At 70.9% G+C, this 22352-nt stretch carries 22 protein-coding genes; 19 read left to right on the top strand and 3 right to left on the bottom strand.

Annotation, left to right across the window (positions count from 1 at the left end):
• Positions 1 to 76: 76 nt before the first annotated feature.
• Both KVT45_RS31120 and KVT45_RS31115 read left to right on the top strand, forming a co-directional pair.
• Positions 77 to 1045, top strand: coding sequence for a GlxA family transcriptional regulator (locus tag KVT45_RS31120; protein WP_217552465.1), 969 nt, complete (start codon positions 77 to 79; stop codon positions 1043 to 1045).
• Positions 1046 to 1052: 7 nt separating this feature from the next.
• Positions 1053 to 1703: a DJ-1/PfpI family protein gene (locus tag KVT45_RS31115; RefSeq protein WP_217552464.1), complete on the top strand. Its 651-nt coding sequence runs from the start codon at positions 1053 to 1055 to the stop codon at positions 1701 to 1703.
• Here KVT45_RS31115 and KVT45_RS31110 read toward each other — a convergent pair.
• Complete coding sequence (locus KVT45_RS31110) at positions 1675 to 2430, bottom strand: enoyl-CoA hydratase/isomerase family protein (RefSeq protein ID WP_217552463.1); 756 nt, start codon at positions 2428 to 2430, stop codon at positions 1675 to 1677. The two genes, KVT45_RS31115 and KVT45_RS31110, sit on opposite strands and share 29 nt — an antisense overlap.
• 280 nt (positions 2431 to 2710) lie before the next feature.
• Between KVT45_RS31110 and KVT45_RS31105 the strand changes: the two genes are divergently transcribed.
• Positions 2711 to 3205, top strand: a complete 495-nt coding sequence (locus KVT45_RS31105) for an ATP-binding protein (RefSeq protein WP_217552566.1) — start codon at positions 2711 to 2713, stop codon at positions 3203 to 3205.
• A gap of 6 nt (positions 3206 to 3211) precedes the next feature.
• Here KVT45_RS31105 and idi read toward each other — a convergent pair whose 3' ends face one another.
• Both idi and KVT45_RS31095 read right to left on the bottom strand, forming a co-directional pair.
• Positions 3212 to 3805, bottom strand: a complete 594-nt coding sequence (gene idi, locus KVT45_RS31100) for an isopentenyl-diphosphate Delta-isomerase (protein WP_217552462.1) — start codon at positions 3803 to 3805, stop codon at positions 3212 to 3214.
• Between the two features lie 203 nt (positions 3806 to 4008).
• Positions 4009 to 4950 (bottom strand): cation diffusion facilitator family transporter, encoded by a 942-nt coding sequence (locus KVT45_RS31095; protein ID WP_217552461.1) that lies wholly within the window; start codon positions 4948 to 4950, stop codon positions 4009 to 4011.
• Positions 4951 to 5375: 425 nt separating this feature from the next.
• Between KVT45_RS31095 and KVT45_RS31090 the strand changes: the two genes are divergently transcribed.
• From KVT45_RS31090 to ispG, 16 genes are all read left to right on the top strand, one after another.
• Positions 5376 to 7145 carry a DUF5941 domain-containing protein gene (locus KVT45_RS31090; RefSeq protein ID WP_217552460.1) on the top strand — a complete coding sequence of 590 codons (1770 nt, stop codon included), beginning with the start codon at positions 5376 to 5378 and terminating at the stop codon, positions 7143 to 7145.
• Positions 7142 to 7894 (top strand): sugar phosphate nucleotidyltransferase, encoded by a 753-nt coding sequence (locus KVT45_RS31085; protein WP_089107251.1) that lies wholly within the window; start codon positions 7142 to 7144, stop codon positions 7892 to 7894. The genes KVT45_RS31090 and KVT45_RS31085 overlap by 4 nt, the downstream gene beginning before the upstream one ends.
• Positions 7882 to 8943, top strand: a complete 1062-nt coding sequence (locus KVT45_RS31080) for an iron-containing alcohol dehydrogenase family protein (protein WP_217552459.1) — start codon at positions 7882 to 7884, stop codon at positions 8941 to 8943. The genes KVT45_RS31085 and KVT45_RS31080 overlap by 13 nt, the downstream gene beginning before the upstream one ends.
• A 13-nt stretch (positions 8944 to 8956) precedes the next feature.
• Positions 8957 to 9700, top strand: coding sequence for a CDP-alcohol phosphatidyltransferase family protein (locus KVT45_RS31075; RefSeq protein ID WP_308310914.1), 744 nt, complete (start codon positions 8957 to 8959; stop codon positions 9698 to 9700).
• Positions 9701 to 9708: 8 nt separating this feature from the next.
• Positions 9709 to 10581, top strand: a complete 873-nt coding sequence (locus KVT45_RS31070; protein WP_217552565.1) for a glycosyltransferase family 2 protein — start codon at positions 9709 to 9711, stop codon at positions 10579 to 10581.
• 206 nt (positions 10582 to 10787) lie between these two features.
• Entirely contained in the window at positions 10788 to 11717 is a 930-nt protein-coding gene (locus tag KVT45_RS31065) for an ABC transporter permease (RefSeq protein WP_217552457.1), read from the top strand.
• Positions 11710 to 12504 (top strand): ABC transporter ATP-binding protein, encoded by a 795-nt coding sequence (locus KVT45_RS31060; RefSeq protein WP_308310913.1) that lies wholly within the window; start codon positions 11710 to 11712, stop codon positions 12502 to 12504. Before KVT45_RS31065 ends, KVT45_RS31060 begins: the two co-directional genes overlap by 8 nt.
• A 359-nt stretch (positions 12505 to 12863) precedes the next feature.
• Positions 12864 to 13766 carry a squalene synthase HpnC gene (gene hpnC / locus KVT45_RS31055; RefSeq protein ID WP_217552456.1) on the top strand — a complete coding sequence of 301 codons (903 nt, stop codon included), beginning with the start codon at positions 12864 to 12866 and terminating at the stop codon, positions 13764 to 13766.
• Entirely contained in the window at positions 13763 to 14716 is a 954-nt protein-coding gene (hpnD, locus tag KVT45_RS31050) for a presqualene diphosphate synthase HpnD (RefSeq protein WP_150136338.1), read from the top strand. The genes hpnC and hpnD overlap by 4 nt, the downstream gene beginning before the upstream one ends.
• Positions 14716 to 14856, top strand: coding sequence for a DUF6380 family protein (locus tag KVT45_RS58480; RefSeq protein WP_368857559.1), 141 nt, complete (start codon positions 14716 to 14718; stop codon positions 14854 to 14856). Before hpnD ends, KVT45_RS58480 begins: the two co-directional genes overlap by 1 nt.
• Entirely contained in the window at positions 14853 to 16274 is a 1422-nt protein-coding gene (hpnE, locus tag KVT45_RS31045; RefSeq protein ID WP_217552455.1) for a hydroxysqualene dehydroxylase HpnE, read from the top strand. Before KVT45_RS58480 ends, hpnE begins: the two co-directional genes overlap by 4 nt.
• Before the next feature lie 59 nt (positions 16275 to 16333).
• Positions 16334 to 17401 (top strand): polyprenyl synthetase family protein, encoded by a 1068-nt coding sequence (locus KVT45_RS31040; RefSeq protein WP_217552454.1) that lies wholly within the window; start codon positions 16334 to 16336, stop codon positions 17399 to 17401.
• A 117-nt stretch (positions 17402 to 17518) separates the two neighbouring features.
• Positions 17519 to 19510: a squalene--hopene cyclase gene (shc, locus tag KVT45_RS31035; RefSeq protein ID WP_217552453.1), complete on the top strand. Its 1992-nt coding sequence runs from the start codon at positions 17519 to 17521 to the stop codon at positions 19508 to 19510.
• Positions 19510 to 20151 carry a 1-hydroxy-2-methyl-2-butenyl 4-diphosphate reductase gene (locus KVT45_RS31030; RefSeq protein WP_217552452.1) on the top strand — a complete coding sequence of 214 codons (642 nt, stop codon included), beginning with the start codon at positions 19510 to 19512 and terminating at the stop codon, positions 20149 to 20151. Before shc ends, KVT45_RS31030 begins: the two co-directional genes overlap by 1 nt.
• Before the next feature lie 5 nt (positions 20152 to 20156).
• A complete protein-coding gene (gene hpnH / locus KVT45_RS31025; RefSeq protein ID WP_217552451.1) occupies positions 20157 to 21179 on the top strand; it encodes an adenosyl-hopene transferase HpnH in 1023 nt (340 codons plus the stop codon).
• Positions 21180 to 21183: 4 nt separating this feature from the next.
• Positions 21184 to 22341 (top strand): flavodoxin-dependent (E)-4-hydroxy-3-methylbut-2-enyl-diphosphate synthase, encoded by a 1158-nt coding sequence (gene ispG, locus KVT45_RS31020; protein WP_217552450.1) that lies wholly within the window; start codon positions 21184 to 21186, stop codon positions 22339 to 22341.
• Positions 22342 to 22352: the final 11 nt, after the last annotated feature.

Genomic DNA, 22352 nt, shown 5'->3' with positions numbered 1-22352 from the left:
TCCGCCGTCCGGCATGGCAGGAAAGGTGGGCTGTTCGTCATTGCGGCCATCACCGGACCGGCCAACAATCGATGACATGGCGCAGCGAACCGTTCTCGTCGTCCTCTTCGACGGTGTCCAGAGCCTCGACGTCACCGGCCCGGTGGAGGTCTTCGCGGGAGCCGAGACCTACACCCCGGGCAGCTACCGCATCCGTACCGCCTCCCTGGACGGCGCTCCCGTGCGGACCTCCAGCGGGCTGACCGTCGTACCGGACCAGGCCCTGGCCGACGCGTCCGACCCGCACACCCTCCTCGTCCCCGGTGGTCAGGGCACCCGGCGGTCCGACCCGGAGCTGGTGGCGTGGCTGCGGGCGCACGGGCCGCGTGCCGAGCGGCTCGTCTCCGTCTGCACCGGCGCCCTCCTGCTCGCCGCCGCCGGGCTCCTGGACGGCCACCGGGTGACCACCCACTGGGCGTACTGCGAGCAGCTGGCCCGCGACCATCCCGACGTCGACGTCGACCCCGACCCGATCTACGTCCGGGACGGTCTCGTCGCCACCTCGGCCGGCGTCACCTCCGGCATCGACCTCGCGCTCGCCCTCGTCGAGGAGGACCTCGGCCGGGACGCCGCGCTGACCATCGCCCGGCACCTGGTGGTGTTCCTGCGCAGGCCCGGCAACCAGGCCCAGTTCAGCGCCCAGCTCGCCGCCCAGACCGCACAGCGCGCACCGCTCCGGGAGGTCCAGCAGTGGATCACCGAGCACCCGGACGACGACTTGAGCGTGGAGGCCCTGGCCGCCCGCGCCGCGCTCTCGCCCCGCCACTTCGCCCGTGCCTTCCAGGCAGAGACCGGGACGACGCCCGGCCGCTACGTCGACCGGGTCCGGCTGGAACACGCCCGCCGGCTCCTGGAGGACACCGGTGACGGCGTCGAGGAGGTCTCCCGCGCCAGCGGCTACGGCACGCCCGAAGCGATGCGCCGCGCCTTCCTCAAGGCCCTCGGCACGACCCCCGCCGAATACCGGCGCAGGTTCAGCCCAGCGCCCGTCAGCCAACCCCGTTAGGAGAGCCATGCAGTTCGCGATCGTCCTCTTCGACCGCTTCACCGCCCTCGACGCCGTGGGGCCGTACGAGACCCTGGGCCGGCTCCCGGACTCCGAGGTCGTCTTCGTCGCCGAGGAGGCCGGCCCCGTCCGCACCGACAACGGGAACCTCGCCCTGATCGCCGACCGGACCCTCGCCGAGGTGCCGCACCCCGATGTCGTGGTCGTGCCCGGCGGCCCCGGCCAGACCCCGCAGATGACGAACCAGGTCCTCCTCGACTGGATCCGCACCGCCGACGCCACCAGCACCTGGACGACCTCCGTGTGCACCGGCTCGCTGCTGCTCGCCGCCGCCGGCCTCCTCGAAGGACGCCGCGCCACCTCGCACTGGCTGGCCCTCGACGAGCTGCGCAAGTACGGCGCCGAGCCGACGGGGGAGCGGGTCGTCACCGACGGCAAGTACGTGACCGCGGCCGGCGTCTCCTCCGGGATCGACATGGGCCTCGCCCTGCTCGGCCGGATCTCCGGGGACGCCGTCGCCCAGGCCGTACAGCTCGGGATCGAGTACGACCCGCAGCCGCCCTACGACGCGGGCTCCCCGGAGAAGGCGCCCGCCGAGGTCGTCGACCTGCTCCGCTCGGCGAGCCGGTTCATCCTCGGCCGGGAACAGCCCACGTGAACCGCGGCTGACGGCGCTCCAGGAACGCGGCGACACCCTCGGCGGTGTCGCCGCTGCCGCGGGCCTGCTCCGCCCAGTGCGCGTCCCGGTCCGCGCGGCCGTTCGCGAACTCCTTCGCGGCGGCCTGCGTCAGTTGCGAGCGGGCCGCCAGGGTCCGGGTGAACTCGGCCACCCGCTTGTCCAGTTCGCCCTCCGGCAGCACCTCGTCGACCAGACCGGTGCGCAGCGCCCGCTCCGCGTCGATCAGCTCGCCGGAGAAGAGGAGGTACTTGGTGGTGGCCGGGCCGACGAGGGACACCAGGCGCCGGGTGGAGGCGGCCGGGTAGACGATGCCGAGCTTGGCCGGTGTCACCCCGAACAGCGCGCCCTCCTCGGCGAACCGCAGATCGCAGGCGGCGGCGAGCTGCGAGCCGCCGCCGACGCAGTGGCCGCGCACCGCGGCGAGGGTCGGCTTGGGGAACGCGGCGAGCGCCTCCTCGGCCGCGACGGCGAGAGTCTGTGCCTCGGCGGAGGAGCCCCGGAGGGTGGAGATGTCGGCGCCGGCACAGAAGGTGCCGCCCTCGCCGGTGAGGACGAGGGCCCGCACGGCGGGGTCGGCCGCGAGGGCGTCGAGGAGGGGCGGGAGGGCGCGCCACATCTCCGCGGTCATCGCGTTGCGTTTGGCCGGGTTGCCGATGACTACCGTGGCAACGGCGTTTCTGACCTGGTGGTCGAGGCGGGACTCCATGGTGCGGGATGGTATCCGCGCCCGGGAGGAGCCGATTTCCGGTGGTGTCCGGGGAGCCGCACCCCGTCTGCGCGGAAAGTTCTCATACCCGTACAACCCGAATAGTTCGCGAAGTCGGCATTGAGGAGGGCAAGAGTCGCTCCACAACTGACCTTGTCATACGCCAACGGTCAGATCCGTTCGATAGTTGCTGACTTGTGTTCAGTCATCCGGAGTGGAGCGGGTCGTTACCAACACTCGACGTGTGGTGACAATCGAGCGCGAGGGTGGCGACCGGACGATGGAGAACCACGGGCGCGGGCACGACCCGCGTCCAGAGGGAGGCGGCGCTCCGCCGCCGGATCCGCTGCCGTACGAAGGAGTCTGGCGGTTCACCGCCGCCGCCGTGGACGCCTCGGTCCCGCAGGCGCGGCGCGCCGTACGGGACCTGCTCCAGCGCCAGGGCGTCCCGGTCTCGGAGGACCTGGTGTACGGGCTGTTGCTGATCGTCTCCGAGCTGGTCACCAACGCGGTCAAGCACGCGGCGCTGCTGTCGCCGATGCTCGCCGTCGAGGTCGCCGTCGGCGCCGAGTGGGTGCGGGTGTCGGTGGAGGACAACCACCCTTACCGCCCGACCGCCCTGGAGGCCGACCACGGCCAGACCGGCGGTCGGGGGCTGCTGCTGGTGCGCGAGGTGGCCCGGGAGGCGGGCGGAGTCGTGGACGTGGAGCACACGTCGAACGGCGGCAAGGTGATCTGGGCCGCCCTGCCGCTCAAACCCGCGACGCTGCCCTGAGGGGGTTCACCAGTCGGCGGACGGGCCCGTCAGCTCCCTGACCGCCGGGCGGGCCGCGTCCAGCACGGTCATGAACCAGGACGAGAAGGGGTCCTGGGCGTGCCGTTCGGCCAGCTCGGCGGCTGTCACGAAGACGGTCGCCTCGACCTCCTCCGGGTCCGGCGCGAGCGGCGCCTGGACCATGCCGACGAACAGGTGGTTGAACTCCTGTTCGACCAGGCCGGAGGCCGGGTCCGGGTGGTTGTAGCGGACCGTGCCCGCCTCGGCGAGCAGCGACGGGGAGACCCCCAGCTCCTCGAAGGTCCGCCGGGCGGCCGCCGCGAAGGGGGCCTCACCGGGGTACGGGTGGCCGCAGCAGGTGTTGGACCACACGCCGGGGGAGTGGTACTTGCCCAGTGCCCGCTGCTGGAGCAGCAGCCTGCCGTGCTCGTCGAAGAGGAAGACGGAGAACGCCCGGTGCAGCTGCCCGGGCGGCTGGTGCGCGGCCAGCTTCTCCGCGGTGCCGATGGTCACACCCTTCTCGTCGACGAGTTCAAGGAAAATCGCGTCTGCGGTCCCTTCCGACGTGCTGTGCGTCGCGGTGGCAGGTGTGATCGGCATACCCATCCTTCGCCTCGGTCTTCGCACCAAGTCTGCCGTACGAATCCGACACTCCCGGCACTTCCCGGCACGGGCACGCCGGAAGAGGGACCCGGTAGTTGATCGTGCCCTACGGGTGCCGGAGGGAACCGTCCGGGGGTCTCGAACACAAGGACGCCGGGGGAGTGCGGAGCGCTGCGTTCCAGTACCTGACCGTGACGGAGTCAGTGGCAGAGCCGGGCCTCGTGCTCCGCGTGCCCGCCCGGCTCCAGCTGGAAGGTGCAGTGCTCCACATCGAAGTGGTGGCCCAGGCAGCCCTGCAGCTCGTGCAGCATCTTCTCGTGGCCGATGGCGCTCAGCACGTCCGAGCGGACCACCACGTGCGCCGAGAGCACCGGCATCCCCGAGGTGATCGTCCAGGCGTGCAGATCATGGACGTCCTCCACACCGTCCAGCGCGAGGATGTGCGTCCGCACCTCAGTCATGTCGACGTTCCGTGGCGCCGCCTCCAGCAGGACGTCCAGGGTCTCGCGCAGCAGTTTCAGCGTCCTCGGCACGATCATCAGGCCGATGACCAGCGAGGCGATCGGGTCGGCCGCCTGCCAGCCGGTGGTCAGGATCACCACGGCCGAGATCAGCACCGCCAGCGAGCCCAGCGCGTCGGCCGCCACCTCCAGGAAGGCCCCGCGCACGTTCAGGCTCTCCTGCTGGCCGCGCACCAGCAGCGTGAGCGAGATCATGTTGGCGACCAGGCCGATCAGACCGAACACGATCATCTGGCCGCCGTGGGTGTCCGCGGGTGTGAGGAACCGCTGGATCGCCTCGTACAGCACATAGCCGCCGACCACGAGCAGCAGCAGACAGTTCGCCAGGGCGGCGAGGATCTCGGCGCGGGCGAGGCCGAAGGTGCGGTTGGTGCTCGGCGGGCGGTTGGCGAAGTGGATCGCCAGCAGGGCCATGCCGAGGCCCAGCGCGTCGGTCGCCATGTGGGCCGCGTCCGCGATCAGCGCGAGCGAGTCGGCCACCAGACCGCCGGCGATCTCGACCACCATCACCCCGAGGGTGATGGCGAGCGCCACCCGAAGCCGCCCGCGGTACGCCGCCGCGGCCGTACCGGTGGCCGGCGCGTGGGTGTGCCCGTGGCCGTGGTCGTGACCTGCCCCCATGAGATACGCCTCCTTTGTTCCGCCCGGGATCACAGTGAACTACGGGTGGGGGGTATCCGGCAACGCGGCACTGAACACCGTTGTCATATGCCCTGACCTGCGGAAACGAAGCGCAGGTCAGGGTAGCCTCAGTTACCGTCCGTGAGGGGTCGGGCCGTGCGGGTGGGCGGTCGCGACGCCGTGGGCGGGTGTCCCCGATGCCCGTTCTGTGAACGCGGTTTGTGGGCCGGGGCCAGGATCACGGATGATGATCTCGGCAAAGGCCGGGGCAGAGCGGGTCGACCGTGCCGTGAACGGCCGGTGAACAAGCAGTCCTCACCATCCGATAACCTCTGCCGAATGCCGCCCGGGGGCCACCAGGCACACCCCGCCCGACTACGCAGTGGACCGGCGCCCGTACGCCGGCACTCAGGGAGTGAGTTCGGTTGTCGACCGCCATCGTCACCGGTCCGCCGGTCCCCGGATCGTCACTGGAGAGCGATCTGCGGGCGCTCGGCTTCGAGGTGCGGACGGCGTCGGACACCGCCGAGACCGAGGCCCTGCTCACCGCCGTCCCCGCCGACCGGCGCGTCGCCGTCGTCGACGCCCGCTTCGTCGGTCATGTGCACGCCCTGCGGCTCGGTCTCACCGACCCCCGCTTCCCGCTCGCCGCGATCCCCGGCGCCGTCACCGCCCAGCCCGCCGGCCGTCCGGCGCTGACCCGGGCGCTGGCCAGGGAGTCCTCCGCGGGCGGCGGTACCGCCCTCGCCGTCGACGGTCTCGTCACCGCCCTGGACACGGACGTCCACCACACCGAGCTCGGCAGCCTGGTCGCCGCCGTCCCCGACGATCCGCAGGCCCGCAACGAGGCGCGGCAGGCCGTCGCCGCCGTCGACGACGAGGCCGTACGCCTGAAGTCGGCCGTGAAGTCCCGCGACGGCTTCTTCACCACCTTCTTCATCAGCCCGTACTCGCGGTACATCGCCCGCTGGTGCGCCAGGCGCGGACTGACCCCCAACCAGGTCACCACCGCCTCCCTGCTCACCGCCCTGATCGCGGCGAGCTGCGCGGCCACCGGCACCCGGGCCGGGTTCGTCGCCGCGGGCGTCCTGCTGATCGCGTCCTTCGTCCTGGACTGCACCGACGGCCAGCTCGCCCGCTACTCCCTGCAGTACTCCACGCTCGGCGCCTGGCTGGACGCCACCTTCGACCGGGCCAAGGAGTACGCCTACTACGCGGGCCTCGCCGTGGGTGCCGCCCGCGGTGGCGACGACGTATGGGCCCTCGCTCTCGGCGCCATGATCCTGCAGACCTGCCGGCACGTGGTCGACTTCTCCTTCAACGAGGCCAACCACGACGCCACCGCCAACACCAGCCCCACCGCCGCCCTCTCGGGCCGCCTCGACAGCGTCGGCTGGACGGTCTGGGTGCGCCGGATGATAGTCCTGCCCATCGGCGAACGATGGGCACTGATAGCCGTCCTCACGGCGGCCACGACCCCCCGGATCACCTTCTGGGTACTGCTGATCGGCTGCGCCTTCGCGGCCACGTACACCACGGCCGGGCGGGTGCTGCGGTCGCTGACCCGGAAGGCGAAGCGGACGGACCGGGCGGCGAAGGCACTCGCGGACCTGGCCGACAACGGCCCCCTCGCCGGATTCGTGTCCCGCACCATGCGTGCCGCCCCCCTCGGCTCCCCGTTCCTGGTGGCGCTCGCCGGCACGGCGATTCTCGCCGTCTCTCTCCTCTCCGGTGTGACCTGGGCACCGGTCGTGGGCGCCTTCGCCTACACCCTCGCCTCCGGCCGGGCCCTCGCCCGCCCCCTCAAGGGCGCCCTCGACTGGCTGGTCCCGCCGCTCTTCCGCGCCGCCGAATACGGCACCGTGCTCATCCTCGCAAGTAAAGCTGGGGTAAACGGAGCCCTTCCTGCGGCTTTCGGCCTGGTGGCCGCCGTCGCCTACCATCACTACGACACGGTGTACCGCATCCGCGGCGACGCCGAGGCGCCGCCGGCCTGGCTGGTCCGCGCCATCGGGGGGCAGGAAGGGCGAGTCCTGCTGGTCACTGTCCTGGCCGCGGTGCTCACCGCCGCGCAGTTCAAGGTCGCGCTCACGGTCCTCGCCGTGGCCGTGGCCGGGCTGGTGCTCGTCGAGAGCATCCGCTTCTGGGTGTCCGCAGGGGCGCCCGCCGTACACGATGAAGGAGAACCCGCATGATCGGCCTCGTGCTGGCGGCCGGCGCCGGACGGCGTCTGCGCCCCTACACCGACAGCCTGCCCAAGGCGCTGGTGCCGGTGGGGCCTGCCGGGATAGAGGACTCGATCACGGTGCTCGACCTGACCCTCGGCAACTTCGCCGAGATCGGCCTGACCGAGGTCGCGATCATCGTCGGCTACCGCAAGGAGGCCGTCTACGAGCGCAAGGCGGCCCTGGAGGCCAAGTACGGCCTCAAGCTCACCCTCATCGACAACGACAAGGCCGAGGAGTGGAACAACGCCTACTCCCTGTGGTGCGGCCGTGACGCCCTCAAGGACGGCGTGATCCTCGCCAACGGCGACACCGTGCACCCGGTCTCCGTCGAGAGGACGCTGCTCGCCTCCCGCGGCGACGGCAAGCGGATCATCCTCGCCCTGGACACCGTGAAGTCCCTCGCGGACGAGGAGATGAAGGTCGTCGTCGACGCCGACAAGGGCATGACGAAGATCACCAAGCTGATGGACCCCGCCGAGGCCACCGGCGAGTACATCGGCGTCACCCTCATCGAGGGCGACGCGGCCCCCGAGCTCGCCGACGCGCTGAAGGCGGTCTGGGAGACCGACCCGCAGCAGTTCTACGAGCACGGCTACCAGGAGCTGGTCAACCGCGGCTTCCGGATCGACGTGGCGCCGATCGGCGACGTCCGGTGGGTCGAGATCGACAACCACGACGATCTCGCCAGGGGACGGGAGATCGCGTGCCAGTACTGACCCGGCTGATCCCCTCGCCGGTCGTCGTCGACATCCGCCCGGGTGCCCTCGACGACCTGGCGGGCGTCCTCGCCGACGAACGCATCTCGCACTCGGGCAGGCTCGCCGTCGCCGTCAGCGGCGGCTCGGGCTCGAAGCTGCGCGAACGCGTCTCGCCGAGCCTGCCCGGCGCCACCTGGTACGAGGTCGGCGGCGGCACCCTCGACGACGCGATCCGGCTGGCCGGCGACATCAAGGCCGGCCACTACGACGCGGTCGTCGGCCTCGGCGGCGGCAAGATCATCGACTGCGCCAAGTTCGCCGCGGCCCGGGTCGGCCTGCCGCTCGTCGCCGTGCCGACGAACCTCGCGCACGACGGCCTGTGCTCGCCGGTCGCCACCCTCGACAACGACGCGGGCCGCGGCTCCTACGGTGTGCCGAACCCGATCGCGGTCGTCATCGACCTCGACGTCATCCGGGAGGCCCCGGCGCGCTTCGTACGCTCGGGCATCGGCGACGCCGTCTCCAACATCTCGGCGATCGCGGACTGGGAGCTGTCCCACCGCGTCAACGGCGAGAAGATCGACGGTCTGGCGGCCGCCATGGCCCGGCAGGCCGGCGAGGCGGTGCTGCGCCACCCCGGCGGCATCGGCGAGAACGACTTCCTCCAGGTCCTCGCCGAGGCGCTGGTGCTCAGCGGTATCGCCATGTCGGTGTCGGGCGACTCCCGCCCGTCCTCCGGCGCCTGCCACGAGATCAACCACGCCTTCGACCTGCTGTTCCCGAGGCGTGCCGCCAGCCATGGCGAGCAGTGCGGGCTCGGTGCGGCCTTCGCGATGTACCTGCGCGGAGCCCACGAGCAGTCCGTGTACATGGCCGATGTGCTGCGCCGGCACGGACTGCCGGTGCTGCCGGAGGAGATCGGCTTCACCGTGGACGAGTTCGTCCGGGTCGTGGAGTTCGCTCCGGAGACCCGGCCCGGCCGCTACACCATCCTCGAACACCTCGAACTCAAGACCCACCAGATCAAGGACTTCTACGTCGACTATGTCAAGGCCATCGGTAGCTGAACTCCGTCCGGTCGTGCACCCCGTGGGGGTCAAGGACCGGCGCAGCGGTGAGCACTGGATGGGGCGCCTCTACATGCGTGAGGTGTCCCTGCGGGTGGACCGCTACCTGGTGAACACCAGGGTCACGCCCAACCAGCTCACGTACCTGATGACCGTCTTCGGCGTGCTCGCGGCCCCGGCCCTGCTGGTGCCGGGGATCACGGGCGCCGTGCTCGGCGTGGTCTGCGTCCAGATGTACCTGCTGCTCGACTGCGTCGACGGCGAGGTCGCCCGCTGGAAGCAGCAGTACTCGCTGGGCGGGGTCTACCTCGACCGGGTGGGCGCGTATCTGACCGACGCGGCCGTTCTTGTCGGGCTCGGGCTGCGCGCCGCCGACCTGTTCGGCAGCGGCCGTATCGACTGGCTGTGGGCCTTCCTCGGCACTCTGGCCGCGCTCGGCGCGATCCTGATCAAGGCCGAGACCGACCTGGTCGGCGTCGCCCGCCACCAGGCCGGGCTGCCGGTGGTCAAGGAGGCCGCCGCCGAGATGCGCTCCTCCGGCATGGCGCTGGCCCGCCGGGCCGCCGCCCTGCTCCGGTTCCACCGGCTGATCCTCGGCATCGAGGCCTCGCTGCTGATCCTGGCCCTGGCGATCGTGGACCACGTCCGCGGCGACCTCTTCTTCACCCGGCTGGGCACCGCCGTGCTCGCCGGCATCGCGCTGCTGCAGACCCTGCTGCACCTGGTCTCGGTCCTCGCGTCGAGCAGGCTGCGGTGAGCGCCGGGCTGAAGGTCGGCGCGGTCGTCATCACCATGGGCAACCGCCCGGACGAACTGCGCGCCCTCCTCGACTCGGTCGCCAAGCAGGACGGCGAGCGGGTCGAGGTGGTCGTCGTCGGCAACGGCTCGCCCGTCCCGGAGGTGCCGGACGGCGTCCGCACCCTGGAGCTGCCCGAGAACCTCGGGATCCCCGGCGGGCGCAACGTCGGCATAGAGGCCTTCGGCCCGAGCGGCCGAGATGTCGACATATTGCTCTTCCTCGACGACGACGGACTGCTCGCCGAGCACGACACCGCCGAACTGTGCCGCCAGGCCTTCACCGCCGACCAGCGGCTCGGCATCATCAGCTTCCGCATCGCCGACCCGGACACCGGGCAGACCCAGCGCCGGCACGTGCCGCGACTGCGGGCCTCCGACCCGATGCGCTCCTCCCGGGTCACCACCTTCCTCGGCGGCGCCAACGCCGTCCGCACCCAGGTCCTCGCCGAGGTCGGCGGCCTGCCGGACGAGTTCTTCTACGCCCACGAGGAGACCGACCTGGCCTGGCGGGCCCTGGACGCCGGCTGGATGATCGACTACCGCTCCGACATGGTCCTCAACCACCCCACCACCGCGCCCTCCCGGCACGCGGTCTACCACCGGATGGTCGCCCGCAACCGGGTCTGGCTGGCCCGGCGCAACCTGCCCGCCCTCCTGGTCCCGGTCTACCTCGGGGTGTGGATGCTGCTGACCCTGGTGCGCCGCCCCTCCCGCCCGGCCCTGCACGCCTGGTTCGCCGGCTTCCGGGAGGGCTGGACCACCCCGTGCGGACCACGCCGCCCGATGCGCTGGCGCACCGTGTGGAAACTCACGCGACTGGGCCGTCCCCCGGTGATCTGACAAGCTCGAAGGTGCGTGTCCGCGCGTACGGCGTGCGGACACGCCCGGGAACGGCCGCGCACGGCGCGCGGACGCCCCGGGATTGTGTCCGATGGCGGAGACGTGTCGCGTCCGGTAGCACAATTCCGTAAGACGAACGTAAGACGCATCCAAGATGCATCCGAAAGCGAATCCGAAGACGGATCCGGAGACGAAGGCTTCCACCCTTGAGTGAGACAACGCATGACGGCGGGATCGCGGTGAGCGCGGTGCCGTCGCCCGACGAAGGCCTCACGGCGGCGCAGCTCGCCGCCAGGTACGGGCTCGCGGTGAGCGGCGCACGCCCCTCGCTCGTCGAGTACGTACGCCAGCTCTGGGGACGGCGCCACTTCATCCTGGCCTTCTCGCAGGCGAAGCTCACCGCCCAGTACAGCCAGGCCAAGCTCGGCCAGCTCTGGCAGGTGGCCACGCCGCTGCTGAACGCGGCCGTGTACTACTTCATCTTCGGCGTCATCCTGCACGCCAGCCGTGGCATGTCGCAGGACATCTACATCCCGTTCCTGGTCACCGGCGTGTTCACCTTCACGTTCACCCAGAGCTCGATCATGACGGGCGTGCGGGCGATCTCCGGCAACCTCGGTCTGGTGCGCGCGCTGCACTTCCCGCGCGCCTCGCTGCCGATCTCCTTCGCGCTCCAGCAGCTCCAGCAGCTGCTGTTCTCGATGATCGTCATGATCGCCGTGGTGGTCGGGTTCGGCAGCCACCCGGGTCTCTCGTGGGTGCTGGTCGTCCCGATCCTGTTCCTGCTGTTCCTCTTCAACACGGGACTGGCCCTGATCGTGGCCCGGATGGGAGCCAAGACCCCGGACCTCGCCCAGCTGCTGCCGTTCGTGCTGCGCACCTGGATGTACATGTCCGGTGTGATGTTCTCGATCACCAAGATGATGGAGGGCCGGCCGGAGTGGGCGCGCACGCTCCTCCAGGTGAACCCCGCCACCGTCTTCATGGACCTGATGCGCTTCGCCCTCATCGACGGCTACGGCGCCTCGAACCTGCCGCCGCACGTCTGGGCCGTCGCCCTGTCCTGGGCCGTGGTCGTGTTCGCCGGCGGTTTCGTGTACTTCTGGAAGGCGGAGGAGCGGTACGGCCGTGGCTGACCTGAACGACGTGGAGCAGAGCCAGGGGGAGCGGATCCCCACCGTGATCGCGGAGGACGTGCACATCGTCTACCGGGTCAACGGCGCCAAGACCGGCAAGGGCAGCGCGACGGCCGCCCTCAGCCGCATCTTCAAGCGCGGCGACGACCGGGGCGTCCGCAAGGTGCACGCCGTCCGCGGGGTCTCCTTCGTCGCCTACCGGGGCGAGGCCATCGGCCTGATCGGCTCCAACGGCTCCGGCAAGTCCACCCTGCTGCGCGCCATCGCCGGCCTGCTGCCGGCCGAGAAGGGCCGGGTCTACACCAACGGCCAGCCCTCGCTGCTCGGCGTCAACGCGGCCCTGATGAACGACCTCACGGGCGAGCGCAACGTCATCCTGGGCGGCCTCGCGATGGGCATGTCCCGGGAGGACATCAGGGCCCGCTACCAGGAGATCGTCGAGTTCTCCGGCATCAACGACAAGGGCGACTTCATCACCCTGCCCATGCGGACCTACTCCTCCGGCATGGCGGCCCGGCTCCGCTTCTCCATCGCCGCCGCCAAGGACCACGACGTCCTCATGATCGACGAGGCGCTGGCCACCGGTGACGCGGCCTTCCGCAAGCGCTCCGAGGACCGGATCCGCGAACTGCGCGAGCATGCCGGCACGGTGTTTCTGGTCAGTCACAACAACAAGTCGATCCGCGACACCTGTGACCGCGTCCTGTGGCTGGAGCGCGGTGAGCTGCGCATGGACGGCCCGACCGAAGAGGTGCTCCAGGAGTACGAGAAGTTCACGGGCAAGTAGCCCGCCACGCCCCGGGCCCTGCCGGAACCTTTCCGGTGGGGCCCGGCGTCTGCAAAGGAAACGTCAACTCCGGCTCGCCTTAGGAATCTTGACGGCAATCGGTGTGTTGTTGTGATCTGCGGGACACCCCGACGATCCTCGATGCGTTGTACAACGTAAGCTGTACCGGTCCCGGAAAGCGGCAAGTGGGGCGATAATGCGCGACACCCTCTGCCGGGCCGCCCCGCGGGCCGCTGGGCGGCGTGTCCGAAATAGTGTGTATTGGGTCGGCAGTGTAGAACGGGAGATGTGACGGCAATGGCTACGGAAACTCCCCAGCTCAACGCAGGCCGCGCCGTCCCCGCCCCGGGCAGCGAACGGTGACGGCAGCCGGCCCGGTGCGCACCGGAGACCCGGAGCGCGGCACCCTGGACAAGGCCGCGGACGAGAACTTCCCCGTGGCCCCCTTCTTCCTGCCGAAAGCCTGGCGCGACGACCTGATGGCGGTGTACGGCTTCGCCCGCCTCGTCGACGACATCGGCGACGGCGACCTGGCCCCCGGCGGCGGCGACGCACGGCTGCTGGGGGTGTCGCCGGAGGAGGCCGAGGACCGCCTGGTCCTGCTCGACGCCTTCGAGGCCGACCTGCGCCGCGTCTTCGACGCCACCCCGCACCACCCCTTGCTGCGCAAGCTCCAGCCGACCGTCCGCCGCCGCGCGCTGACCCCCGAGCCGTTCCTCGGGCTGGTCGCCGCCAACCGCCAGGACCAGCTCGTCAAGCGGTACGAGACCTACGACGACCTCGTCGCCTACTGCGAGCTGTCCGCCAACCCCGTCGGCCGCCTGGTCCTTGCCGTCACCGGCACCTCGACCTCCGAGCGGATCCGGCTCTCCGACGCGATCTGTACCGCACTCCAGATCGTCGAACACCTCCAGGACGTGGCCGAGGACCTCGGCCGCGACCGGATCTATCTGCCCGCCGAGGACATGAAGCGCTTTCACGTCCAGGAGGCGGATCTCGCCAGGAAAACCGCAGGCGCATCGGTGCGTGCACTGGTTGCATACGAAGCACAACGCGCCCGCGATCTCCTGAATGAAGGCGCCCCCCTTGTGGGTAGCGTCCACGGCAGGTTGAAGCTGCTGCTCGCGGGGTTCGTGGCGGGGGGAAGGGCGGCGGTCCACGCGATCGCCGCCGCCGAATACGACGTACTTCCAGGCCCGCCCAAGCCCGGCAAGGGCCGGTTGCTGCGTGAGGTGGGCGTGACTCTGCGAGGAGAGGGGTGATCCGGACCGTGGACTCTCCCACACATGTGTCCGCACCGGTACTCGCCGCCTACAGCTACTGCGAGACCGTCACCGGACAGCAGGCACGGAACTTCGCCTACGGCATCAGGCTGCTCCCGGCGCCCAAGCGGCGTGCCATGTCGGCGCTCTACGCCTTCTCCCGGCGCGTCGACGACATCGGCGACGGCGAGCTGGCCGGCGACGTGAAGGCGGCCCGCCTGGAGGACACCCGGGCGCTGCTCGCCCGGGTCCAGGAGGGCGGGGTCGCCGAGGACGACACCGACCCGGTCGCGGTCGCCCTCGCGCATGCCGCCCAGGCCTTCCCGATCCCGCTCGGCGGCCTGGACGAGCTGATCGACGGCGTGCTGATGGACGTACGCGGCGAGCACTACGAGACCTGGGACGACCTCAAGGTCTACTGCCGGTGCGTGGCCGGCGCCATCGGCCGGCTCTCGCTCGGCGTGTTCGGTACGGAACCCGGGGCGCGCGGCGCCGAACGTGCGCCGGAGTACGCCGACACGCTCGGTCTCGCGCTCCAGCTCACCAACATCCTCAGGGACATCCGCGAGGACGCCGGCAACGGCCGTACCTATCTGCCCGCCGACGACCTCGCCAAGTTCGGCTGCTCGGCCGGGTTCCACGGGCCGACCCCGCCGGAGGGCTCCGACTTCGCGGGCCTCGTGCACTTCGAAGTACGGCGCGCCCGTGCCCTTTTCGCCGAGGGCTACCGGCTGCTGCCCATGCTCGACCGGCGCAGCGGCGCCTGTGTCGCCGCCATGGCCGGCATCTACCGCCGCCTGCTCGACCGCATCGAGCGCGAACCGGAGGCGGTGCTGCGCGGCCGGGTCTCGCTGCCCGGACGCGAGAAGGCGTACGTCGCCGTGCGTGGCCTGTCCGGGCTCGACACCCGGCGCCACACCTCCCGTCTGACCGTCAGGAGGCGCGCCTGATGGACAAAGTGGGCCAAGGTGACTCCACCGGAGGAAAACGGCAGGCAACCCTCCGGCGCGGCATGGCGTCCCTGACTGCGACGGCCCGCCCTGCCCCGTTCCACCGGCACTGCGGGCGGCCAGGAGAGGCGGCACGATGACCGACGGCACGCGATCCGAACGGACGCACGACGACATCCCGTCCGGGCGCACCGCCGTCGTGATCGGCGGCGGGCTCGCGGGCATCACGGCCGCGCTCGGGCTCGCCGACGCGGGGGTGCGCGTGACGTTGCTCGAAGGCAGGCCGCGGCTCGGCGGGCTCGCCTTCTCCTTCCAGCGCGGCGACCTGACCGTGGACAACGGCCAGCACGTGTACCTGCGTTGCTGCACCGCCTACCGCTGGTTCCTCGACCGCATCGAGGGCACGGCGCTGGCACCGCTGCAGGACCGCCTCGACGTGCCTGTGCTCGACCTCGCCAAGCCGGAGGGGCGGCGCCTGGGCAGGCTCCGTCGCGACCCGCTGCCGGTACCCCTGCATCTGGGGCGCAGCCTGGCCGCCTATCCGCACCTCTCGCTCGCCGAGCGGGCCAAGGTCGGGCGTGCCGCGCTCGCGCTCAAGGGGCTCGACCTCGCCGATCCGAGCCTGGACGCACAGGACTTCGGCAGCTGGCTGGCCGCACACGGCCAGTCGGCGCGTGCCATCGAGGCCCTGTGGGACCTGGTCGGGGTCGCCACTCTCAACGCGGTCGCGGGCGACGCCTCGCTGGGGCTCGCCGCGATGGTGTTCAAGACCGGTCTGCTGTCCGACCCGGGCGCGGCCGACATCGGCTGGGCCCATGTGCCGCTGGGCGAACTGCACGACCGGCTGGCCCGCAAGGCGCTCGACTCCGCGGGCGTGCGTACCGAGGTCCGTACACGCGTCACCTCCGTCTCCACTAACGAGAACGGAACCTGGAGCGTTCAGGTTCCCGGCGAGACGCTCGCCGCCGACGCCGTCGTGCTCGCCGTCGCCCCGCGCGAGGCGTACGACCTGCTGCCCGCCGGCGCCCTCGACGCCCCCGGGAATCTTCTGGAGATCGGTACCGCGCCGATCCTCAACGTCCATGTGGTCTACGACCGCACGGTGCTCACCAAGCCGTTCTTCGCGGCCCTCGGCACCCCGGTCCAGTGGGTGTTCGACCGTACCCACGCCTCCGGGCTGCGCGAGGGCCAGTACCTGGCGCTGTCCCAGTCGGCGGCCCAGGACGAGATCGACACCTCCGTCGCCGACCTGCGCGAGCGCTATCTGCCCGAGCTGGAACGGCTGTTGCCCGGTGCGCGCGGCGCCGGGGTGCAGGACTTCTTCGTGACCCGGGAGCGCACCGCGACCTTCGCCCCCACCCCCGGCGTCGGGCGGCTGCGGCCCGGCGCCCGCACCAAGGCATTCGGCCTGTACCTGGCCGGAGCGTGGACCGCCACCGGGTGGCCCGCGACCATGGAGAGTGCGGTCCGCAGCGGTGTCAGTGCGGCCGATGCCGCGTTGAGCACTCTGGGCCGGCCCCGCCCCCGTCACCTCTTCGAGTTCGAGGAGGCGGCGTGACGCTCGATCAGCAGGCGGCAGGCCCCCGCACCCCCGGTACCGCAACAAGAGGAGAAACTGTGCCCACTGTGCCCCCGGCCGAGACGGCTGCCGACGCGGTGGACGTGACCGCGCTCCTGGAGCGCGGCCGGACCCTTGCCACACCGGTACTGCGGGCGGCCGTCGACCGCCTGGCCTCCCCCATGGACACCGTGGCCGCCTACCACTTCGGCTGGATCGACGCCGAGGGCAACCCCGCCGACGGCGACGGCGGCAAGGCCGTACGGCCCGCGCTCGCCGTGCTCTCCGCCGAGGTCACCGGCGCCGCCCCCGAGGTCGGCATCCCCGGTGCCGTCGCCGTCGAACTCGTCCACAACTTCTCCCTGCTGCACGACGACCTGATGGACGGCGACGAACAGCGCCGGCACCGCGACACCGTCTGGAAGGTGCACGGCCCCGCCCAGGCCATCCTGGTCGGCGACGCCCTGTTCGCCCTCGCCAACGAGGTCCTGCTGGAGCTCGGCACCGTCGAGGCCGGCCGTGCCACCCGCCGGCTCACCACCGCCACCCGCGCCCTGATCGACGGCCAGGCCCAGGACATCTCCTACGAGCACCGCGACCGGGTCAGCGTCGAGGAGTGCCTGGAGATGGAGGGCAACAAGACCGGCGCCCTGCTCGCCGCCTCCAGCTCCATCGGCGCGGTGCTCGGCGGCGCCGACGACCGCACCGCCGACACCCTGGAGAAGTACGGCTACCACCTCGGCCTCGCCTTCCAGGCCGTCGACGACCTGCTCGGCATCTGGGGCGACCCGGACGCCACCGGCAAGCAGACCTGGAGCGACCTGCGCCAGCGCAAGAAGTCCCTCCCGGTCGTCGCCGCGCTCGCCGCCGGCGGGCCCGCCTCCGAGCGGCTCGGCGAGATCCTCGCCGCCGACGCCAAGAGCAGCGACTTCGAGAACTTCTCCGAGGAGGAGTTCGCCGCCCGCGCCGCCCTCATCGAGGAGGCCGGCGGCCGCGAGTGGACCGCCGGAGAGGCGCGCCGCCAGCACACCATCGCCATCGAGGCCCTGCACGCCATCGACATGCCCGACCGGGTACGGGCACAGTTCACGGCGCTCGCGGACTTCGTCGTCGTACGAAAGAGATGATCATTATCGGTCGAATAGCCCTCGCGTAGTCGCCGGCCGGTGCGAGCGCGCAGCCAGCACCGGCCGACGGCGGACCCACAGCAGAACGATTTCGTACGACTGCACGAAGGGGAAGCCATGACAGCGACGACCGACGGAAGCACCGGGGCCACCGTTCCGCCCCGGGCCGACTCGGCCACAACCGACCACACCACCCCCGTGGCGGCCGGGGTACAAGAAGCAGCCGAACGCGCCGTGCGGCGTGCCACCGATCATCTGCTCGCCCAGCAGGACGCGCAGGGCTGGTGGAAGGGTGACCTGGAGACCAACGTCACCATGGACGCCGAGGACCTTTTGCTCCGTCAGTTCCTGGGCATCCGCGACGAGTCCACGACCGCCGCCGCCGCGCTCTTCATCCGCGGCGAGCAGCGCGCGGACGGCACCTGGGCCACCTTCTACGGCGGCCCCGGCGAACTCTCCACCACCATCGAGGCGTACGTCGCCCTGCGGCTGGCCGGGGACGCGCCGGACGCACCCCACATGGCGAAGGCGTCGGCCTGGATCCGCGAGCGTGGCGGGATCGCCGCCGCCCGGGTCTTCACCCGGATCTGGCTGGCCCTGTTCGGCTGGTGGAAATGGGAGGACCTGCCCGAACTCCCGCCGGAACTCCTGTACTTCCCCAAGTGGTTCCCGCTCAGCATCTACAACTTCGGCCAGTGGGCCCGGCAGACCATCGTGCCGCTCACCGTGGTCTCGGCCAAGCGCCCGGTGCGCCCCGCCCCTTTCCCGCTGGACGAGCTCCACACCGACCCGGCCAACCCGAACCCGCCCCAGCCGCTGGCTCCGGTGGCGAGCTGGGAGGGTGTCTTCCAGCGGCTCGACAAGGTTGTCCGCGGCTACCGCAGGATCGCGCTGGGCCGGCTGCGCGGCTCCGCCCTGAAGTCCGCCGGCCGCTGGATCGTCGAGCGCCAGGAGAACGACGGCGCGTGGGGCGGCATCCAGCCCCCGGCCGTGTACTCGGTGATCGCCCTGTACCTGCTCGGCTACGACCTCGAACACCCCGTGGTGCGTGCGGGACTCGAGTCGCTGGATCGTTACGCCGTGTGGCGCGAGGACGGCGGCCGGATGATCGAGGCCTGCCAGTCGCCGGTGTGGGACACCTGCCTGGCGACCATCGCGCTCGCCGACGCCGGTCTGCCCGCCGACCACCCGCAACTCGTCAAGGCCGCCGACTGGATGCTCGGCGAGCAGATCGTGCGGCCCGGCGACTGGGCGGTGAAGCGCCCCCAGCTGCCGCCGGGCGGCTGGGCGTTCGAGTTCCACAACGACAACTACCCCGACATCGACGACACCGCCGAGGTCGTCCTCGCCCTGCGCCGGGTCAGGCACCACGACCCCGAGCGGATGGAGAAGGCCATCGGGCGCGGGGTGCGGTGGAACCTCGGCATGCAGTCGAAGAACGGGGCCTGGGGCGCCTTCGACGTCGACAACACCAGCCCGTTCCCCAACCGGCTGCCGTTCTGCGACTTCGGCGAGGTCATCGACCCGCCGTCGGCCGACGTCACCGCGCACGTCGTGGAGATGCTCGCCTTCGAGGGCATGTCGCACGACCCGCGCACCCGGCGCGGAATCGAGTGGCTGCTCGCCGAACAGGAGCCGAACGGCGCGTGGTTCGGGCGCTGGGGCGTCAACTACGTCTACGGCACCGGCTCCGTGGTGCCCGCGCTCACCGCGGCCGGGCTGCCCGCCTCGCACCCGGCGATCAGGCGGGCGGTGACCTGGCTGGAGCAGGTCCAGAACGAGGACGGAGGGTGGGGCGAGGACCTGCGCTCCTACAAGTACGCCGACGACTGGAGCGGGCGCGGTGCCTCCACCGCCTCGCAGACGGCGTGGGCGCTGATGGCGCTGCTCGCGGCGGGGGAGAAGGACGCCAAGGCCGTCGAGCGGGGCGTCCGGTGGCTCGCCGAGACCCAGCGCCAGGACGGCTCCTGGGACGAGCCGTACTTCACCGGCACCGGCTTCCCCTGGGACTTCTCCATCAACTACCACCTCTACCGGCAGGTCTTCCCGCTCACCGCGCTCGGCCGCTACGTCCACGGCGAGCCCACCCCCGAGGCCGAGGGGGACTGATGAGCCCCACGCCCGCGCCGGCCCCGCTGCTGATCGCCTGCGCACTCGGCATCGAGCACCTCGCCCTGCGCGCCGGCGAACGCGGGGGCGCGGGCGGACCCGTCACCGTGCTGCGCACCGGCATGGGACCCAAGGCGGCGGAACGGTCCGTCACCCGGGTCCTGGCCGATCCCGCGCTGGCCGGTGCCGCGGTCCTGGCGACGGGTTTCTGTGCGGGACTCGCCCCCGGGATGCACCCCGGCGACCTGGTCGTCGCCGAGGAGACCCGGGACCCCCGCGGCAGCGTCCCGTGCGTCGGCACCGAACTCCTCGTGAAGGAGCTCGTGCGGACCCTGCCCGGCCGCACCGTCCACACCGGCCCCGTCACCGGCTCCGATCACGTCGTCCGCGGTCACGAGCGATCAGATCTGCTCGCGACCGGCGCAATCGCGGTCGACATGGAGTCGGCGGCCACACTCCTGAGCGCCGTGCACGCGGGCGAGCGCCCTGTTGCGGCCGTCAGGGTGGTCGTGGACGCTCCTGAACATGAACTCGTCCGGATCGGCACGGTGCGCGGTGGAATATCTGCTTTCCGCGTTCTTCGATCCGTTCTTCCAGCTTTCTTCGAATGGCACCGTTCTTTGCTGCTCCCCCGGAGGTGAGCCAGATGGCCATGCCGCTGCGTCAGACGATCAAGGTCGCTACTTACTTGGCTGAACAGAAGCTTCGCAAGCGGGACAAGTTCCCGCTGATCGTGGAGCTGGAACCCCTCTTCGCCTGCAACCTGAAATGTGAGGGCTGCGGCAAGATCCAGCACCCGGCGGGAGTGCTGAAGCAGCGTATGCCGGTCGCGCAGGCGGTCGGGGCGGTGCTGGAGTCCGGCGCGCCGATGGTGTCCATCGCGGGCGGCGAACCCCTGATGCACCCCCAGATCGACGAGATCGTGCGGCAGTTGGTGGCGAAGCGGAAGTACGTCTTCCTGTGCACCAACGCGATGCTGCTGCGCAAGAAGATGGACAAGTTCACGCCCTCGCCGTACTTCGCCTTCGCGGTGCACATCGACGGGCTGCGCGAGCGGCACGACGAGTCCGTCGCGAAGGAGGGCGTGTTCGACGAGGCGGTGGAGGCCATCAAGGAGGCCAAGCGGCGCGGCTTCCGGGTGACCACCAACTCGACCTTCTTCAACACGGACACCCCACAGACCATCATCGAGGTGCTCAACTTCCTCAACGACGACCTCAAGGTCGACGAGATGATGATCTCGCCCGCCTACGCCTACGAGAAGGCACCCGACCAGGAGCACTTCCTCGGCGTGGAGCAGACCCGCGAGCTCTTCAAGAAGGCCTTCGCGGGCGGCAACCGCAAGAAGTGGCGGCTCAACCACTCCCCGCTCTTCCTGGACTTCCTGGAGGGCAAGGTCGACTTCCCGTGCACGGCCTGGGCGATCCCGAACTACTCGCTCTTCGGCTGGCAGCGCCCCTGCTACCTGATGAGCGACGGGTACGTGCCGACGTACCGCGAACTCATCGAGAAGACCGACTGGGACAAGTACGGCCGCGGCAAGGACCCGCGCTGCGCCAACTGCATGGCGCACTGCGGCTACGAGCCCACCGCCGTCCTCGCCACCATGGGATCCCTCAAGGAGTCGCTCCGCGCGATGCGCGAGACGGTCTCCGGGAACCGGGAGTGACCGCATGACCGCCATTTCCCTGGGCCTCCCCGAGGTCCCGGCCCGGCCCGTCGCCGAGCGCCGCGTGTCCCGGCAGATCCATGTCGGGCCGGTGGCGGTCGGCGGCGGTGCCCCGGTGTCGGTGCAGTCGATGACCACGACCCGCACCTCGGACATCGGCGCCACCCTCCAGCAGATCGCCGAACTCACCGCGTCCGGCTGCCAGATCGTCCGCGTCGCCTGCCCCACGCAGGACGACGCGGACGCCCTGGCGACGATCGCGAAGAAGTCCCAGATCCCGGTGATCGCCGACATCCACTTCCAGCCGAAGTACGTGTTCGCGGCGATCGAGGCCGGCTGCGCGGCGGTCCGCGTGAACCCCGGCAACATCAAGAAGTTCGACGACCAGGTGCGGGAGATCGCGCGGGCCGCGAAGGACCACGGCACGCCGATCCGGATCGGGGTCAACGCCGGCTCGCTCGACCGCCGGCTCCTTGAGAAGTACGGCAAGGCGACCCCGGAGGCGCTTGTGGAGAGCGCTCTTTGGGAGGCCTCGCTCTTCGAGGAGCACGACTTCCGGGACATCAAGATCTCCGTCAAGCACAACGACCCGGTCGTGATGATCGAGGCCTACCGGCAGCTCGCCGCCCAGTGCGACTACCCGCTGCACCTCGGGGTCACGGAGGCGGGCCCGGCGTTCCAGGGCACCGTCAAGTCGGCGGTCGCCTTCGGGGCGTTGCTCTCGCAGGGCATCGGTGACACGATCCGCGTCTCGCTGTCCGCCCCGCCCGCCGAGGAGGTCAAGGTAGGCATCCAGATCCTGGAGTCGCTGAACCTGCGGCAGCGGCGCCTGGAGATCGTCTCCTGCCCGTCCTGCGGGCGCGCCCAGGTCGACGTCTACAAGCTGGCGGACGAGGTGACGGCCGGCCTGGAGGGCATGGAGGTGCCGCTGCGCGTCGCCGTCATGGGATGCGTGGTCAACGGCCCCGGCGAGGCACGCGAGGCCGACCTGGGGGTCGCCTCCGGCAACGGCAAGGGGCAGATCTTCGTCAAGGGCGAGGTCGTCAAGACCGTGCCCGAGTCGAAGATCGTGGAGACCCTCATCGAGGAAGCGATGAAGATCGCCGAGCAGATGGAGCAGGACGGCGCCGGGTCCGGAACACCCGCCGTCACCGTGAGCTGAACAGCACGGAC

Origin of the sequence: Streptomyces sp. GbtcB6, assembly GCF_019091475.1 — a bacterium.
Lineage (GTDB): Bacteria > Actinomycetota > Actinomycetes > Streptomycetales > Streptomycetaceae > Streptomyces > Streptomyces hyaluromycini.
This window is presented reverse-complemented; position numbering and strand designations above follow the sequence as displayed.

Coding starts and splice junctions, on each gene's coding strand:
- KVT45_RS31120 (WP_217552465.1), top strand. CDS start 77: ATGGCGCAGCGAACCGTTCTCGTCGTCCTCTTCGACGGTGTCCAGAGC.
- KVT45_RS31115 (WP_217552464.1), top strand. CDS start 1,053: ATGCAGTTCGCGATCGTCCTCTTCGACCGCTTCACCGCCCTCGACGCC.
- KVT45_RS31110 (WP_217552463.1), bottom strand. CDS start 2,430: ATGGAGTCCCGCCTCGACCACCAGGTCAGAAACGCCGTTGCCACGGTA.
- KVT45_RS31105 (WP_217552566.1), top strand. CDS start 2,711: ATGGAGAACCACGGGCGCGGGCACGACCCGCGTCCAGAGGGAGGCGGC.
- idi (WP_217552462.1), bottom strand. CDS start 3,805: ATGCCGATCACACCTGCCACCGCGACGCACAGCACGTCGGAAGGGACC.
- KVT45_RS31095 (WP_217552461.1), bottom strand. CDS start 4,950: ATGGGGGCAGGTCACGACCACGGCCACGGGCACACCCACGCGCCGGCC.
- KVT45_RS31085 (WP_089107251.1), top strand. CDS start 7,142: ATGATCGGCCTCGTGCTGGCGGCCGGCGCCGGACGGCGTCTGCGCCCC.
- KVT45_RS58480 (WP_368857559.1), top strand. CDS start 14,716: ATGGACAAAGTGGGCCAAGGTGACTCCACCGGAGGAAAACGGCAGGCA.
- hpnE (WP_217552455.1), top strand. CDS start 14,853: ATGACCGACGGCACGCGATCCGAACGGACGCACGACGACATCCCGTCC.
- shc (WP_217552453.1), top strand. CDS start 17,519: ATGACAGCGACGACCGACGGAAGCACCGGGGCCACCGTTCCGCCCCGG.
- KVT45_RS31030 (WP_217552452.1), top strand. CDS start 19,510: ATGAGCCCCACGCCCGCGCCGGCCCCGCTGCTGATCGCCTGCGCACTC.
- hpnH (WP_217552451.1), top strand. CDS start 20,157: ATGGCCATGCCGCTGCGTCAGACGATCAAGGTCGCTACTTACTTGGCT.
- ispG (WP_217552450.1), top strand. CDS start 21,184: ATGACCGCCATTTCCCTGGGCCTCCCCGAGGTCCCGGCCCGGCCCGTC.